This window comes from Exiguobacterium sp. s91, from assembly GCF_018618915.1.
Lineage (GTDB): Bacteria > Bacillota > Bacilli > Exiguobacteriales > Exiguobacteriaceae > Exiguobacterium_A > Exiguobacterium_A abrahamii.
This window is the reverse complement of record NZ_JACSMZ010000001.1, coordinates 2,098,998-2,116,375: the sequence shown is the minus strand read 5'-3', so window position 1 is coordinate 2,116,375 and position 17,378 is coordinate 2,098,998. Positions and strand designations below refer to the sequence as shown.

At 46.1% G+C, this 17,378-nt stretch carries 14 protein-coding genes; 12 read left to right on the top strand and 2 right to left on the bottom strand.

Features of this window, described 5'->3' with window-relative positions; translation table 11 throughout:
• Positions 1-122: 122 nt before the first annotated feature.
• Positions 123-1,910, bottom strand: a complete 1,788-nt coding sequence (locus KNQ06_RS10975) for a glycoside hydrolase family 13 protein (RefSeq protein WP_215148195.1) — start codon at positions 1,908-1,910, stop codon at positions 123-125.
• Positions 1,911-2,365: 455 nt separating this feature from the next.
• On the opposite strand from KNQ06_RS10975, the gene KNQ06_RS10970 reads away from it, so the two are divergent.
• From KNQ06_RS10970 to KNQ06_RS10940, 7 genes are all read left to right on the top strand, one after another.
• Positions 2,366-3,622, top strand: coding sequence for an extracellular solute-binding protein (locus KNQ06_RS10970; protein WP_214805653.1), 1,257 nt, complete (start codon positions 2,366-2,368; stop codon positions 3,620-3,622).
• Positions 3,623-3,748: 126 nt separating this feature from the next.
• Positions 3,749-5,104, top strand: a complete 1,356-nt coding sequence (locus KNQ06_RS10965) for a carbohydrate ABC transporter permease (RefSeq protein WP_133207934.1) — start codon at positions 3,749-3,751, stop codon at positions 5,102-5,104.
• A gap of 1 nt (position 5,105) precedes the next feature.
• Positions 5,106-5,939, top strand: a complete 834-nt coding sequence (locus KNQ06_RS10960; protein ID WP_050677686.1) for a sugar ABC transporter permease — start codon at positions 5,106-5,108, stop codon at positions 5,937-5,939.
• Positions 5,940-5,961: 22 nt separating this feature from the next.
• Positions 5,962-7,485 (top strand): alpha-amylase family glycosyl hydrolase, encoded by a 1,524-nt coding sequence (locus KNQ06_RS10955; protein ID WP_215148193.1) that lies wholly within the window; start codon positions 5,962-5,964, stop codon positions 7,483-7,485.
• Positions 7,486-7,519: 34 nt separating this feature from the next.
• Positions 7,520-8,551 (top strand): LacI family DNA-binding transcriptional regulator, encoded by a 1,032-nt coding sequence (locus tag KNQ06_RS10950; protein WP_035398727.1) that lies wholly within the window; start codon positions 7,520-7,522, stop codon positions 8,549-8,551.
• Between the two features lie 227 nt (positions 8,552-8,778).
• Entirely contained in the window at positions 8,779-11,079 is a 2,301-nt protein-coding gene (locus KNQ06_RS10945) for a glycoside hydrolase family 65 protein (RefSeq protein ID WP_215148190.1), read from the top strand.
• A gap of 187 nt (positions 11,080-11,266) precedes the next feature.
• Positions 11,267-12,118 (top strand): YitT family protein, encoded by an 852-nt coding sequence (locus KNQ06_RS10940; protein WP_023467413.1) that lies wholly within the window; start codon positions 11,267-11,269, stop codon positions 12,116-12,118.
• 50 nt (positions 12,119-12,168) lie between these two features.
• Here KNQ06_RS10940 and KNQ06_RS10935 read toward each other — a convergent pair whose 3' ends face one another.
• On the bottom strand, positions 12,169-12,978 hold the full coding sequence (locus KNQ06_RS10935; protein WP_214768965.1) for a Cof-type HAD-IIB family hydrolase: 810 nt from the start codon (positions 12,976-12,978) through the stop codon (positions 12,169-12,171).
• 198 nt (positions 12,979-13,176) lie between these two features.
• Here KNQ06_RS10935 and KNQ06_RS10930 point away from each other — a divergent pair, with 198 nt between their 5' ends.
• From KNQ06_RS10930 to KNQ06_RS10910, 5 genes are all read left to right on the top strand, one after another.
• A complete protein-coding gene (locus KNQ06_RS10930) occupies positions 13,177-13,371 on the top strand; it encodes a YjzD family protein (RefSeq protein ID WP_023467415.1) in 195 nt (64 codons plus the stop codon).
• Between the two features lie 63 nt (positions 13,372-13,434).
• Positions 13,435-14,568 (top strand): beta-aspartyl-peptidase, encoded by a 1,134-nt coding sequence (iadA, locus tag KNQ06_RS10925; RefSeq protein WP_215148188.1) that lies wholly within the window; start codon positions 13,435-13,437, stop codon positions 14,566-14,568.
• Positions 14,569-14,581: 13 nt separating this feature from the next.
• Positions 14,582-15,070, top strand: a complete 489-nt coding sequence (locus KNQ06_RS10920; protein ID WP_050677692.1) for a thioredoxin family protein — start codon at positions 14,582-14,584, stop codon at positions 15,068-15,070.
• On the top strand, positions 15,063-15,842 hold the full coding sequence (locus KNQ06_RS10915; protein ID WP_214724403.1) for a phosphatidylserine decarboxylase: 780 nt from the start codon (positions 15,063-15,065) through the stop codon (positions 15,840-15,842). Before KNQ06_RS10920 ends, KNQ06_RS10915 begins: the two co-directional genes overlap by 8 nt.
• Before the next feature lie 50 nt (positions 15,843-15,892).
• Positions 15,893-17,242, top strand: coding sequence for an ArsB/NhaD family transporter (locus KNQ06_RS10910; RefSeq protein WP_195865607.1), 1,350 nt, complete (start codon positions 15,893-15,895; stop codon positions 17,240-17,242).
• Positions 17,243-17,378: the final 136 nt, after the last annotated feature.

Below are 17,378 nucleotides of genomic sequence, written 5' to 3'. Positions count from 1 at the left end.
GTACCCTATACCCTAATTCGATGGCATTCATTAACTTGTTTCTCTCCTGGAGAACGGATACAGAAAAAAGCCTGGACACAAAACTTCTTTTTCAGAAGGTGAGTGTACAGGCTTTTAAATGGTTATAAGACTTGAACGATCGTTCCAGAATACGCAGGGAGAGAGACATCAAGTGTCTGCTGGTGCGTGTTCGTCAATAAATCAAGCCCCCGACCAGCTTGTGGAGCGGTCAACGAAACGGGAGCATCTGAATTGTTGAAGTAGATATAATATAATCCTTCCGGGCTCATGCGACGCATGATGATTGTATTCGTCTCATCATTCGCATGAACGAAAGAGATATGTCCTTTGTTCGCAAGCGTCTTATGCTGCTTTCGAAGCTGTAACAAGTGTCGCGTATAGGCGAATAACTCCTGATCCTGCTCCTCTGGATCCCACGGCATGCATTTTCGGCAGCCTGGATCTTGATCGCCATCGAGACCGATTTCATCACCATAATAGATGACGGGACTACCTGAGAACGTCAACATCGATAACAAGAGAAGGCGAAGCTTCTGTTTGTTATTGCCAGCGCGCGTCAACGCACGTGGTGTATCGTGTGAACCGATCAAATTAAAGGTCACTTCATTGACATTCATCGTGTTTGAGAACAATACATGCGACATATCGTTCGCATACGAAGTTGCTTTAGTCTTATCTAAGGCAAAGAAGTTCAAGGCGGCATTCGTAAATGGATAGTTCATGACGGCGTCAAACTGGTCACCGAGCAACCATTCCTGTGAGTCATGCCAAATTTCACCAAGGATATACGCGTCAGGATTGACTTCCTTGACGACTTGACGGAAATCACGCCAAAATGCGTGATCGACTTCGTTGGCGACATCGAGTCGCCAGCCATCGATTCCGAATTCTTCGACCCAGTAGCGGGCGACATGGAGTAAGTATGACTTTACTTCATCGTTCTCGGTATTGAATTTCGGCATCTCAGGAACGAAAGCAAACGTATCGTAGTTCGGTAGCGGCTCGGTCACGAGTGGGAAATCACGCAGATGGAACCATTCTTTATAAGTTGAATGGCTACCATGTTCACGAATGTCAGCGAATGCTTTGTGATGGAAGCCGGCATGATTGAATACGGCATCTAGCATGATACGAATGCCGTGTGCGTGTAACAAATCGACCATTTCCTTGAATTTCTCTTTCGTACCGAACTGTGGATCAATTTCTAAGTAATCGATTGTGTCATATTTATGATTCGATTTCGCCAAGAAGATGGGGCAGAAGTAAATACCAGTGATACCAAGTTCAACGAGATAGTCGATGTGATCGATGACGCCTTGGAAATCTCCACCGAAAAGATTCGTCGTCGTTGGTGCTGTACTATTCCATGGAAGTGTACCAGCTGGATCATTCGTCGCATCGCCATTTGCGAAGCGATCTGGGAAGATTTGATACCAAACCGTATCCTGGACCCAATCTGGTGCAGTGAATACGTCGACTGCATTAAGGAAAGGAACGCAGAAATAGTAGCCTGTATCATCGAGCGGTTTTTCATCAAACCATCCACGTTCCGTGAATACATGACTCGTTGAACCGTCATGGAGACGGAAACCATATCGTAGACGACGGAAAGGAGGTACGACATCGATGAACCAATAATCGTATAATTCATCTGATCCACTTCGCTTCATCGGTGTTTCAAATGTATTCCAGTAGTTTGATTTTGAGGGATCGAAGTTCCAATCGGCAGCATCCGGGTTTTCAGTATGCCAATCGTATGGGTCGCCCCATATCAAATCGACGCGATCAACGTCATTTTTTTTCGTTTGTAAACGGATGTGGATTGTTCGCTCATCGTACTTATAGACGAATGGAGACATCGCACGGTGAAACACAGCTTCTTTGAACATGGCAGTCACTCCTTAACGCAATCGCTTGCATCGTATTGATTATGTCTTCGACCTAAGAATAGTAAAGCGCTTTCTTAAAGTCAATTCCAATCCCGTGAAATCAAGGATTCCTGATAAAAGTCGAGAGTATGATGCAATCGTTTGCATCATGTTGTGCAAACAATAAAAATGAAAACGTTTTCTTTTTGTTCGCTTATTCTTTTTAGCGTTTGATTCAAATAATGAAATCAAAAATAAAAAGTTTTTGAAATGTAAGAAAATAATTGAATAAAAGGACTTGTCAAAAGGATTTTAGATTGTATAATAAAAATGTAAAGGTGATGCAAACGTTTTCATAAAACGCTTACAACCACTCGGTTGTTATCATGAGAAAATGGTTGTGCCTTTATGCAAACGTTGTGCATTAAAACTTATCATTCATAAGTTAACTTGGGGAGGAAATTTCAATCATGGAAATGAAAAAATTCGTAGCAGGTCTCTCTGTATCTGTCATGGCAATCGGTGCGCTTGCAGCTTGTGGCGGTGGATCGGATTCTGAATCATCATCTTCAGAATCAGGTAGCAAAAAACCATCAAAAATCGTCATCTGGGAAGACACTGACAAAGCTGAAACGACTAAAGCGGCAGCTAAAGCGTTCGAAGAAAAAGAAGGCGTCAAAGTCGAAGTTAAAGAAGTTAAGATGACAGATCAGCAAAAGAAAGTAGCACTTGACGGACCAGCAGGTAAAGGACCGGACATCATGCTTCTTCCGCACGACCAAATCGGTACAGTCGTTGACCAAGGGTTGATCGCGGAACTCAAGGATGGTGAAAAAGCACTTGAGCCATTCATCGATACAGCGAAGTCAGCAGTAACGTTTGATGGTAAAGTCTACGGATATCCAAAAGCAGTTGAAACACCAATCCTCCTTTTCAATAAAGATGAATTAAAAGAAGCACCAACTTCGATGGATGACCTATACAAGCTGTCTACTGAAAAGAAAAAAGACGGTCAGTACGGTTTCCTCGCACTTTGGGATAACTTCTACTTCGCACACGGTCCAATCGGTGGATACGGTGGGTATGTCTTCAAAGACAACGGTGGCAAATTGGATCCAGCAGATATCGGCTTGAACAATGAAGGTGCTGTCGAAGGTATGGATTATATCGGAAAATGGTACAAAGAAGGTCTCTTCCCGAAAGGTCTCATCGGTGGTGGCGGTGCTCAAGCGATGGACCAACTCTTCGGTGATAAAAAAGCAGCAGCTGTTATGAACGGTCCTTGGGCTGTTGCAGGATATAAAGAAAAAGGTATCAACCTCGGAGCATCTGAACTTCCGAAACTTCCAAACGGTGAGCCGATCAAAACATTCGTTGGTGTAAAAACATACGCGATTTCAGCATACTCGGAAAATGCAGAGTGGGCTGAGAAGTTCTTGGCATCACTTACTGGTGAAGAAAACGCTAAGACAATGTTCGAAAAATACAACGAGATCCCACCAGTCACTGCTCTTCAAGAAGATGCAGCAATCAAGGATAACGAAGTCGCAGCAGCAGTCTTCGCACAAGCGAAAAACGGTGTACCAATGCCGAACATCGCTGAGATGGGTCAAGTTTGGGAGCCAATGGCAGCAGCACTCCAGCTTGTTGCAACAAACAAACAAGACGCACAAAAATCAGCTGATGATGCTGTCAAACAAATCAAGCAACAAATCGAAGCAAACAATCAATAAGCGTAAATGGAACGCATGAATCCATGACAAAGAGATAAAGAGAGGGGGATCTTGGATTCCCCCTCATCTTTATGGTTGGAAGAGAAGCCTGAGGTCAGACATGACCTTTGGAAAGGAGAACGGACGATGGCTGCGATTGCAACACCACACCCGACGAATCCAACGCCTGAAAAAAAGACGAACCACCGCACGATTGCGGCGCTGATGTCGATCATTCCAGGAGTAGGACAACTATACAATAAACAGTTCCTTAAAGGCGCGACGTTTTTCGTCGTCGTACTATCATATTTTCTCGTCAACTTTGAACTGTTCTTCAAAGGAGCCGGAAATGGTCCTGGCGATCGCGGAGCGATCTGGGGCTTGATTACACTCGGTGAGGTACCAGGCGTAAGAGGGGATCACTCGATCTTTCTAATGGTCGAGGGCATCATTGCCTTGATTTTACTTATCTTTGGTATTGCCATTTACGTCTGGAACTTTATCGATGCGTATCGAATCGGTAAGTTACGTGACATGAACCTTGAAGTACCTTCCTTAAAGATGCAACTACGGAACTTCCGCGATAATGGATTCCCGTATGCGATGTTGATTCCTTCATTAGTACTTTTAGTATTCACGGTCGTCTTACCGTTAATCTTTACTTTCTTGATTGCTTTTACGAACTATAAGTTCAACAACTCGCCTCCTGCAAAGCTGGTCGACTGGATCGGGATTCAAAACTTCTTGAACATCTTTACGGTTGATATTTTCCGTGACACGTTCGTCAGCGTTCTTGGTTGGACGCTTGTCTGGACCGTTGCTTCGACGACAGGTGTCATCGCGATCGGTATCGGACTTGCAGTCTTGCTTAACCAAAAAGGACTCAAAGGGAAACGGTTCTTCCGTTCCATCTTAATCCTGTCATGGGCAGTACCAGCCTTCATCACGATTTTGATCTTCCGCTCGATGTTCAATGAGACATTCGGTGTCTTCAATACGACATTGTTACCAGCGATTGGTCTCGATAATGGTATCGAGTGGATGACAGATCCAACGTATACGAAGCTTGCTTTGATCGGGATTCAGTGGTGGTTAGGTTTCCCGTACATCATGACACTGACGACGGGGATCTTGCAGTCGATTCCAGAGGATCTCTATGAAGCAGCAACAATCGATGGTGCCACTTCAGGCGAGAAATTCCGCTTGATCACATTGCCGATGATTCTTTTCGCAACAGCACCGATCTTGATTACGCAGTATACGTTCAACTTCAATAACTTCAATATCATCTATCTCTTCAACAACGGTGGACCGGCAGTACCTGGTCAATCGGCTGGTGGAACGGATATCTTGATTTCGTGGATTTACAAATTGTCGCTTGGCTCGAACCCGCAGTATGGATTTGCAGCAGCGATCACGCTTGTGTTGTCGTTCTTCATCATGACGATTGCCGTCATTCAGTTCAAGCGTTCAAAATCATTCAAAGATGAGGATATGATCTAATATGAGAAAACAAAACCGAATCAACATGGCGTTGTCATATCTCATTTTGACGATCGCCTCCATCATTATCGTTTATCCACTTCTTTGGGTTGTTGGTACTTCACTTAACCCAGGGAAAAGTATTACATCGGATATCTTTCCAAGTAATCCGACTTTGATTCACTACTTCGATTTGTTTGATCCATCAAAAACGGATTATGGCATGTGGTATTTAAACACAATCAAGATTGCCGTCATCACGATGGTCGTCTCCGTCGCTCTAATCACGTTAACAGGATACATTTTTTCACGCTATCGCTTCGTCGGTCGGAAAAATTCACTAATCTTGTTCCTCGTGTTGCAGATGGTACCGCAATTCGTTGCCATTATTGCGATTTATGTCTTGCTTAATATGTTAGAATTGTTTGATACGCATCTGGCGCTCATCCTACTCTACTCGGGTGGCGCGATTCCAATGAATACGTATCTTGCAAAAGGATATTTCGATACGATTCCAAAAGAACTCGATGAGGCGGCACGGATGGATGGTGCCGGTCACTTACGAATCTTCTGGCAAATCATCTTACCGCTCGCAAAACCGATGGTCGCCGTCATCGCGTTGTTCAACTTCATGGCACCATTCAACGACTTCATTTTAGCATCGCTCGTCCTGCGTTCTCCTGAGAAACAGACACTTGCGGTCGGGTTGTACAACATGGTGTCGGAGCAGTTCGACAATAACTTCACGTTATTTGCGGCAGGTGCCGTATTATCAGCAGTTCCAATCGTTCTTCTCTTCTTCGCATTCCAGCGCTTCTTCGTGTCTGGATTGACAGCAGGTGGAACAAAAGGATAATCATAAGGGGGAAATCAGCGGCATGAGACGAGGCATAATGCTTCTCCTCTTGCCGCTTCTCTTGTCTATCGGACTTCAGCCGATGACGGGTGAAGCAGCAGGTTGGGAAAAAGAACGAATGTATTTCATCATGGTGGACCGGTTCGAGAATGGCGATCCGAGTAATGACCGAGAGGCGGATCCTGAAAATCTAAAAGCGTTTCAAGGTGGTGATTTAGCAGGCGTGACGAAACGTCTCGATTACATCAAGGAAAAGGGATTCACGTCGATTTGGTTAACGCCGATCTTTAAGAACCGTCCGAATGGTTATCATGGATACTGGACGGATGATTATTACGAGATTGATCCGCACTTCGGAACAAAGGAAGAGTTTAAACGCCTCGTCAAGGAAGCTCATGACCGGGATATCAAGGTCGTCCTTGATCTTGTCGTCAATCATTTAGGACCAAATCATCCAATGGTGAAAGAAAAACCGGAGTGGTTCCATAAAAATCAACCAATCATGAACTGGAATAACCCGTCGGAAGTCGAAAATAACTGGCTGTTCGATTTACCGGACTTCAATACGGAAAATCCAGAAGTCGTCGATTATTTAGTTGATGTCGCGAACTACTGGGTCGACGAAACGGGTATAGACGGATACCGGCTCGATACGGTTCGCCATGTGCCAGCCTCTTTTTGGGAAACGTTCATTCCAGCAGTCAAAGAAAAGCATCCGGACTTATTCTTGTTGGCTGAAGTATTCGATGGAGATCCGCGAAAAATCGCATCCTATTCAAAATTAGGTTTTGATTCCGTGACGAACTTCCCGTTTTATTATGGAGTCAAGGATCAGTTTGCCCGCAAAAATGGTTCAGCGGAAGAGCTCGATTCAGTTTATAATCGAGATACTACGTTTAATCCGAATGCCAAGGGACTTGCAACCTTCATTGATAATCATGATGTCAAGCGCTTCATCACGGAAGCAAAGATTGGTGGAGCAGACGAAGAGGAACGGCAGCTTCGATTGGCGCTGTTTGCACTCTATGCTGCCCCGGGGATGCCGATCGTCTACCAAGGAACAGAGGTGGCGATGCCAGGTGGCGAGGATCCTGGAAACCGGATGATGATGACATTTGATCAAAACAAGAAGATGCAACAGTACGTAAAAACGTTGAACGAGATGCGTCAGGACTACCCAGCGTTTGCAACAGGGAAGCAACGCTTGATCGCAAAAACAGATCATATGGCAGTCTACTCACGGGAGACGAAACAACAACAAGTCGTTTACGCGATCAATCTTGGAGAAAAAAAGACGAGCTTACGCGTGTCTGCGAAAGAAATCGGTGATGACCAGCGTTTAAGAGGACTTTTATTCTCAGACTTGGTGCGTCAAGATGGTGACGCCTATGAGATCACGCTTGATGCAAATAGTGCGAACAGCTATGTCATCGAAAAGTCACAAGTCAACTGGTGGTCGATCATCGCCATTGGTGCGATTGCTCCGATTTTAGCGCTCATACTTCTTCTCGTTCACCGTAAACGCATGCAACGTCAAACAAAATAAAATACTTAACTAGGGGAAATGTGAGGTGAAGGGGATGCAGGTAACAATCAAGGATGTAGCACGGGAAGCGAATGTCGCACCCTCGACGGTATCACGCGTCATTGCGAATAGTTCACGCATCAGTCAAAAGACGAAGGAACGGGTGCGGCAGGCGATGGATGAGCTCGGATATTATCCGAACGTTCATGCTCGCAGTCTAGCGAATCGAACGACACAAGCGATCGGTCTCGTCATGCCAAGTGCTGCAACAAAAACGCTACAAAACCCGTTCTTTTCGGAAGTCATTCGAGGAATCAGTACAAAAGCGCATCAAAATGGATATTCGTTATATATGACGACAGGTGTCTCGGAAGAAGAAGTATATGAAGGTGTCGTCTCGATGGTTCAGGGCCGTCGTGTCGATGGTGTCGTCGTGCTGTATTCCCGCACGGATGACAAAGTCGTTCAATTTCTGCAGGATTCGAAGTTTCCGTTCGTCGTCGTCGGAAAACCATTCAGTGATTCATCACATGTCACGTATGTCGATACGGATAATTATCTAGCCGGTCGCGAAGTGACGAAGTACTTGCATCAACTTGGGCATGAGTGTATCGCATTCGTCGGAGGCGCACAGGACTTAGCTGTGACGCAAGAGCGTGTCGGGGGTTACAAGACGGCTCTCATGGAAGAGGGCATCCCGATTCAAGAATCCTACATCGTCAGTGCACCATTCATGACGACAGGAGGCGCCGAGGCAGTCAAACGACTGATGTCGCTTGAACATCCGCCGACGGCTGTCGTCGTCAGTGATGATATGATGGCACTTGGTGTCATGAGTACCCTGAATGAAATGGGGATCGGTGTGCCGGATCAAATGGCCGTCGTCAGTTTCAATAACTTGTTCATCGCAGAATTCTCAAGCCCACCGTTGACTTCTGTTGAAATCAACATTTTTGGACTTGGTTTTGAAGCGACGAATTGTTTGATTGAACAAATCAATGAAGATGCGACACCTTATGGGAAGCGCGTCATCGTCCCGCATTATCTCGTCGTCCGTCAGTCTTGTGGCGGAAAATCTGAAGCATGAAACGACAGTCTATTTTTAAGCCGATTGGTTTGAAAATAGACTTTTTTTGATTCAAATCGACGTCTATTTCTAGTAAAAGGAAGCGGTTGCAGAAAAAGAAATTTATTTTCGTGCAAACGATTGCATTGGTGCTTTTTATGTGTACAATAAAGAATGTATAGTATAGATGAAACGCTTACATGATCAGGGTGACCGACATGCGTAGCATAAAAAGGAGCGACTTGACGATGAAACGACTTTTTGAGGTCAATGAGTGGAAAATTACAGAGCTTGGTTTTCATCCAGAAGATAATCGATTGGCAGAATCGATGACATCGATCGGAAACGGTCATATGGGAATGCGCGGGACGTTTGAAGAGGAATACACAGGGGACACGCATCAAGGCATGTATGTCGCAGGTGTTTACTATCCGGATAAGACACGTGTCGGCTGGTGGAAAAACGGTTATCCGGAGTATTTCGCGAAAGTACTCAATGCTGTCAACATCATGGGCTTGAAAGTATCTGTCAACGGAAAAGCTGTTGATTTGAATACGTGGGAAGTCATCGACTTCAAACGCGAACTTGATATGCAACACGGTGTGTTGACACGGACGATGCTATTGAAGAATGGGGTAGAGGAAACGAAAGTCGAATCCAAGCGTTTCTTCTCGATCGTCGATAAAGAAATCGCTGCCTTGCAATATACGGTGACACCTGTCAATTTTGAAGCAGAAATCGTCATTGAATCGTATCTCGATGCGGATGTTGAGAATGAAGACTCGAATTATGACGAGAAGTTCTGGCTTCCTGTCGAACACGGAATTGAAGAACGGTTCGGTTATGTCACATCAAAAACGAAAAAGCTCGATTGGCATGTAACGGCAGCGATGATCACGGATGTCGAAGGCGCACGGTGCGAAGTCGTCGATGGCAATACGCAGTACGTCGCGAATCGTTTCACGAAACAAGCCGCAGTCGGAGAAGGTGTCACAGTCGAAAAATTCGTCGCGCTCGTAACGAATCGCGATCATGAAATCGATGCGTTACTGGAGCAAGCGATGAAACGTGTTCATGTCGCATTCGAATCAGGCTTTGAATCATTGCTTGCGACACATGAATCAGCTTGGTTGCACCACTGGGAAGAAGCGGACGTGAAGATTGAAGGAGATGTCGAGGCACAGCAAGGGATTCGTTTCAACATCTTCCATATGTTCCAGACCTACACAGGTGAAGATTCACGCCTCAACATCGGACCAAAAGGATTCACGGGCGAGAAGTATGGTGGTGCGACGTATTGGGATACAGAAGCGTACTGCTTGAACTTCTACCTTGCGACGTCGAAACCGGAAGTGGCTTGGAATTTACTCAAGTATCGCCACAATCAATTACCGCAAGCAAAAGAAAATGCGGATAAGAATGTCGGCATGAAGGGTGCACTTTATCCGATGGTAACGATGAACGGAGAAGAGTGTCACAACGAGTGGGAAATCACACATGAAGAAATTCACCGGAATGGTGCAATCGCGCATGCGATTTATAATTACACGAATTACACGGGAGACACATCGTACCTCGGACAATACGGATTTGAAGTATTAGTCGAGATTTCCCGTTACTGGGCAAGCCGTGTCAATTACGTGGCGCATAAGGACGTCTATATGATTCTTGGCGTGACGGGACCGAACGAATATGAGAACAACGTCAACAACAACTGGTATACGAACCTGATTGCGGCTTGGTGTCTAGAATATACGCAGACTGTTCACCGTCATTTAGCACAAGAAGAGCCAGAACGTTTGCAAGAACTCATGCATCAATTAGCGTTGACGGATGAGGAACTGACAATGTGGGCAGATATCGATGCGAAGATGTATTATCCAAAAGATGAGGCAGCCCCTGGAATCTTTATGCAACAGGATGGCTTCATGGATAAGGAACAAATCTTGGTCGCTGACCTCGATCCAAAACATCTTCCGCTAAACCAGAATTGGTCATGGGACCGGATCCTTCGCTCTGTCTTCATTAAACAAGCAGATGTTTTACAAGGTCTTTACTTCTTGACGGATCGCTTCAGTGTAGAAGAGAAAAAAGCGAACTTCGATTTCTATGAACCACGCACGGTTCATGAATCGTCATTATCACCATGTATCTACTCGATCATTGCGGCGGAAGTCGGTTATGAGGAAAAGGCGGTCGAACTGTACCAACGTTCAGCACGACTTGACCTTGATAACTACAACAATGATACGGAAGACGGGTTACACATCACGTCGATGGTTGGATCATGGATGTCGATCGTCCACGGATTCGCTGGATTACGGGTGGCGAACGATACCTTATCCTTCAAGCCGATGTTGCCAAAAGGCTGGACGAGCTATACGTTCCGGATGCAATGGCGCGGTCATCATATCCATGTCCATGTACAGCCAAATGCCGTCGAAATCGCCCAAACAGAAGGCGAAGCATTCAGCTTAAACGTTCATGGAACAACTGTTGAAGTTCCGGCAGGAGGACAGATTACAGTTCCTGCTTCGATGACAGTATAAGAGAGAAAAAAGAACCGATTTTTGAGTCGGTTCTTTTTTTGTGTGTAACAAGAAGCAGGACACCTTTGTCACAAATGAAAACGCCATCATGAAAAAGAACATCAATCTTTGGAAATCTTGACTATCCGACGACATTTGAATGTGCTAAAGTGTTTCAAGATAGTTATGAATGAGAGGAGAACGGCGTGTGACAGCAGTAGTAAAGGAAAGTATGTTAAAAGTGATCGTGGCTTCGATTGGGGGATTCGTCATTGCCGTTGCCATGAACTGGTTTTTGATTCCGAGTGGTGTCTATTCGACTGGATTTACAGGACTTGCCCAAATCCTGACGCAAGTCCTTCAAAATACAGCATTTGCGTTTGGTGAAAACGTCTGGTTCTTGGCGTTGAACATCCCCTTGATCGTGCTCGCATGGATCATGTTAGGTCGGAGTTTTACAATCATTACGTTGGTTTCGGTCTTGGCAACGACGATTTTCATTGGTCTTATTCCTCAATATGCTGTCATACCAGGTGATCAAACACTGAATGCAGTGTTTGGAGGTGTTTTGCTTGCGATCGGTACCGGTATCACGATTAAGTTCGGTGCTTCGACGGGTGGGTTTGATATCGTCGCCCTCATCTTTGCTCGTTTCTCCGATCGCAGTGTCGGCTTGTATCTGTTCGTCTTGAATTTCTTGATCGCATTATTAGCAGGAGCGTTGTTCGGTTGGTCGACTGCTTTATACACGATCGTCTTCATCTACGTGACGTCTAAGGTCGTCGATGAGATTCATACGAGCAATCAGCGTCTAACGATTTTCATCGTCACGAATCATGCGGATGACATCACGACGGCTTTGCATCAGCACATCATTCGAGGCATCACGCAAATTCCTTCGATTGGTACGTATTCTCGAGCTGAAAAAGCGACGTTGATGATGGTCATCGAGCGTCATGAATTACGGGACATTGAACGGATTTGCCGGGAAGCGGACGAGACGGTCTTCATCAACGTCGTCGCAACGGACTCGGTCGTCGGATACTTCCGAAAAGGATAATGAAAAAGGCACTTGCTCTGCGATATGCAGCAAGTGCCTTTTATCTGTTTTCATGCGAGCCCGAGGACGTGTCTCAAGTAATACGCAATCCCGTCATCCTCATTTCGCTTCGTCGTGCCGTTTGCCAGATGTTTCAACGCAGGGATGGCATTCCCCATCGCGACACCGTGTCCAGCATATTCGATCATCTCTAAATCGTTCTCCTCATCACCGAAAGCAATGATTTGTTTAGAGTTAATACCAAGGTGGTCGGCGATATGGGCAAGACCGACCGCTTTGCTTGTACCTTTTCGCATTACTTCGACCATGAATTCAGGCTTCACCCATTGACGATTGAGTACCGTCTCGGCATGGATACCAGATAGTTCGGAGCGGATCTCATCGACGTGTTCTCCTTTGGCATGAATCAAAAGAGATGTTGGTTCATGCATAAGCACCTTTCGTAAATCTCCGGTCGTGACGGATAAGGCATGGTCGGTATAGAATTCGTAAATGCCGACCGGGTCATATTGAAAATAGACATGATCCGTGACTTCGCAGACGATATTTTGTGTTTTCGTCTCAGCGACAGATTCTAAAATATGTTGAACAGTTTTTAATGGAATCGGATGATGCTGAACTTCAAAGTGGATGTCTTGTGGATGATGGACGAGACCACCGTTAAAATTAACGATCGGTGTCGTCAAACCGAGCTGTTCGTAATATTTCCTGGCGTGACGAAATGGTCGTCCGGTTGCAATGACGACTTCGTGACCGTTCGCACGTGCACGCTGGAGTGCAGCGATGTTCGCAGCGCTGATTGTCTTATCATCTTTTAAAAGGGTGCCGTCGAGATCGACAGCGATTAAGTGACGGGTCATGATGAAATCCTCCGCTTTCTTTTCGTTAATTCTACTGTAGCATATGAAGCGATTGTCCTTCGTATGAAACGATTAAGTTTTTCAAGGAAAAGAAAGCGCTTGAAAAAATTAGAGAAAAGCTGTTGCTTGGATTAAAAAATGGTATACTACAAATCGTAGGATAACTCTATAGTACGTTATGGAAACGGAGGGGAAATCATGCGTTTTCTCGTTACATTCTTTTGGTCATTCTTACTCGTGAACACGGCTGTGTTCATCGTATCGGCAGTTGATGCAGTAACGTATAGCTTCGGATTCGCGACAGCTATGTCTGTCGTCACTTCACTTGTCGTCTTCGCACTCGATGCCGTCAATGAAGATTTAGGTCTTGGTCAAGGGACTAAGGCAGAATAAGGAAAAGCGAGATGTCGTCACTTGGGCGATAGGCTCGCTTTTTGTCTTAAGGAGGAATGAACGATGATCGTCATCGAACAGGTTCTGTGGCAAGAGATGCCGCAAAATGTCTACATCGCAGGGAATCAGATCATCGGAATCGGTTCCTACACCATAGATGAAGCACTGATCACGCAACGGATTGATGGTCGCAACAAACGGCTAGTCCCCGGATTCATCGACGGACACTTACATCCGATTGGTGGAGGTGGAGAAGGTGGATTTGCCACGCGAACGGCTCCGTTGACTGTTCGTGACATATTCGAAGGCGGTGTCACGACGGTCGTTGGATTACTCGGAACGGATGGTTGGACACGAACAGGAATTGACCTACTGGCACACATACGGGGATATGCTGCATCTGGTATCCGTCCCTTTCTATTAAGCGGAAGTTATATGGTTCCGCCGGTCTTCCTGACGCAATCGACAGGACATGATATCGTCCTCATCAATGAAGTGATTGGCATCGGAGAGATTGCCATCAACGATCACCGATCGACACAACCGACAGCTCATGAACTCGCGCGATTAGCGTCAGAAGCCCGAATTGCCGGCATGGTCAAAGGCGTGTCGGGAACGATGAACGTCCATATCGGAGACGGGAAACAAGGGCTCGATCTATTACATGAAGTGATCGACACGACCGATCTACCGATTCAACAATTCCTTCCGACACATATCAATCGGAGTGAACGGATTTTTGAGGCAGGACTCGCCTGGGCGAAACGAGGAGGACGGATCGATTTAACGACGTGTACGACGGAAAGCTTCATTGCGGAAGGCGAGATTCCAGCAGGACAGGCTGTCGCCCGTGCTTTAGCAGCGGGAATTCCACTCGAGCAGATCACGATGGCGAGCGACGCTGGCGCAAGTCTTCCGGCATTTGATGAGGCAGGTCGATTAGTGCGAATTGATACAGGAAAACCCTCTTCCTTGATGCAAGCCGTACGCGATGCAGTGGAGCATGGTGTTACTTTTGATCAGGCAATCGCGACGATCACGCGACATGTCGCGGATGCATATGGTATACCGGGCGGGCGAATAGCGGTTGGAGAACGAGCGGATCTGTTACTGATTGATGACGCTTTGCAAATCGATACGATTCTTGCGAATGGTCATGCTATAATGGTTCAGAAAAAATGGCTAATACCAGAATGACGGAGGGATAGACGTGTCAAAGAAGTCGAAACGTAAAAACACGAAAAAACCGCAATCCAAGGCGAATTGGATTACAGCCGGAGTCATCGCCTTGATCGTATTGGTGGGAGGATTACTTCTCGTCTTCACGGATCGAGAAGATTCTGCATCGAAGAACGGCAACCTAACGGCTACACAAGTCGCAGATAAAGTAAAATCCGGTGATGAATTCTATACGTATTTCTATCAAACAGGTTGTTCTCACTGTGAAAAAGTAAAACCATATCTCGTCCCGCTTGGTGAAAAACAGGACATCCCATTCGAACAGATTGATCTTGCTGTCGAACAGTCGGCTTGGGACACGTTTGGCATCGAGGGTACACCGACGGTTGTTCATTTTAAGGATGGTAAGGAAGTCGGACGTGTAGCAGGAGAGCAAACGGAAGACAGCTATAAAGAGTTCTTCGCTGGAAAAGACGTAAAGGACTCAAAAGAAGAATCATCCGGTGATCTCAATGATTAAAAAATGGTTTTACTCTCGCGTGTTCGAATTAAATGGACACCCGCTTGTTGCCAAACAACTGAAACGTTTTGCGATGAGCCGTATCAGTCGTCCATTCATCCGTCCGTTCGTTCAGGCATACGATCTAAATATGACAGAAGCGACTCGGAATTTAGAAGCGTATTCGAGTTTACATGACGTTTTCATTCGTCATGTCAAACCGGAAATGCGACCGATTGATCAATCAGAAGGCGCATTCGTCAGTCCGTGTGACGGTGTGCTATCCGTCGTTGACGACTTGACGGCTGATAGCCGCTTTACTGTCAAAGGACAATCGTATACGGTATCTGAGTTACTTGGTTCCCATCACGAGGCACAGCAATACGTTGGTGGACGTGTGATGATCTTTTACTTAAGTCCGCAAAACTACCATCGTGTTCATGTGCCGATGGATGGAACAGTCCGGACGAGCTATACGCTCGGTCGCGATTCAGCACCAGTGAATGAGATCGGTCTCACACATGCGCTTCGTCCATTGACGCGGAACTACCGTCGTGTGACGCGCATCGTCCAAGGGAAACATGCGCTTGAACATGTCATGGTCGGCGCACTGAACGTTAACTCGATCGTTCGGACGAACGAGTCGAAGGACCTTCGTCGCGGGGATGAGTTTGGATACTTCTCATTCGGTTCGACGGTCGTCCTGATTTGTCCGAAAGACGCATTGACGTTAGACAGTCAGGCGATTGGACCAGTTTTAATGGGGCAGCGCCTCGGACAATGGCATTCATGAAAGCGAGGCGCCCGTTTTGGGCGTCTCCTTACGTTTAGGAGGAATGAATCATGCCGGCACTGGCATTAGCAGAAATCGGAAGTACACAGGTCCAAACGTATATCGCACTCATCATTTTTTTAGTGACCTATGGCTTCATCATCAGTGAAAAAGTAAGTCGGGCGATCGTCGCCTTGCTTGGAGCGCTCGCGATGGTCATCATCGGTATCGTGGATCTCGAGACCGCATTGTTTGAATATATTGAATGGGGAACGATCGTCTTATTGATCGGCATGATGATTCTCGTCACGATTGCCAATCAATCTGGCTTGTTCGAATACATTGCGATTCGTGCGGCGAAGACGACGAAAGGTGATCCAATCAAGGTATTGATTTTACTGTCCGCATTGACGGCACTTGGATCTGCATTCCTTGATAACGTCACGACGGTTCTATTGATCGTTCCGATCACATTTTCGATTACGAAGATACTTAAAATCGCGCCGTTTCCGTTCTTGCTCGCAGAAGTCCTATTTGCGAATATCGGTGGGACGGCGACCTTGATTGGGGATCCACCGAATATCATGATTGGTGCTGCGAATCCACACTTGACGTTCAATGCCTTTTTAGTGAATCTTGCACCAATTATCCTCGTCATCACGGTCGTAACGATCGGCATCCTGTATTTCATCTTCCGGAAGCAGTTGCATGTCGAAGCGGAAGATCGACAAAAACTGATGGAAATCGATGAGAAGAGTTATATCGTCAGTCGAAAATTGGTCACGCGAAGTAGTATCGTTCTCGTCAGTACGATTGCGCTGTTCGTGTTACATCCGGTGCTTGATCGAATCGGACTTCATCTCGAAGCACCAGCGATCGCGATCCTTGGAGCGACCGTTCTGATGCTGCTGACGATTGAAAACGATCATCAGTTAGAGGGAATCTTTGCCCGTATCGAGTGGACGACAATCTTTTTCTTCGCCGGATTGTTCGTGCTCGTCGGTGGGATTCAGGAAGCGGGCATCATCCGTTACCTCGCCGAAAAGACGATTGATCTGACAGGCGGTGATATTCAGACGACAGCAACTGCTGTGCTTTGGTTGTCTGGTATCGCCAGTGCGACGATCGATAACATCCCATTCGTTGCGACGATGATTCCACTCATCAACGATGTGGCTGCTGGAATTGGATTATCACCAGCAGATGCGAAAGTGGACGTGTTATGGTGGTCCCTCGCACTCGGTGCATGTCTCGGTGGTAACGGGACATTGATCGGTGCATCGGCGAACGTCATCGTCGCGGGTCTCGCAACACGACAAGGTGAAAAATTCACCTATATGCGCTTTTTGATTTACGGAGCACCGATCACGATCGTAACGTTGATTCTATCCCAACTCTATTTGTGGATTCGGTATTATTAAGAAAACGGAAGGTCCGCCTTCCGTTTTCTTTTGTGCGTCGCTCTTACTACCTGATTGTGCTATAATCGAACGATAAGAGCATAACTGTTTCTTAAACTTAACTATAGAGCTAGACCATTATCTGGAGGTTTTATTC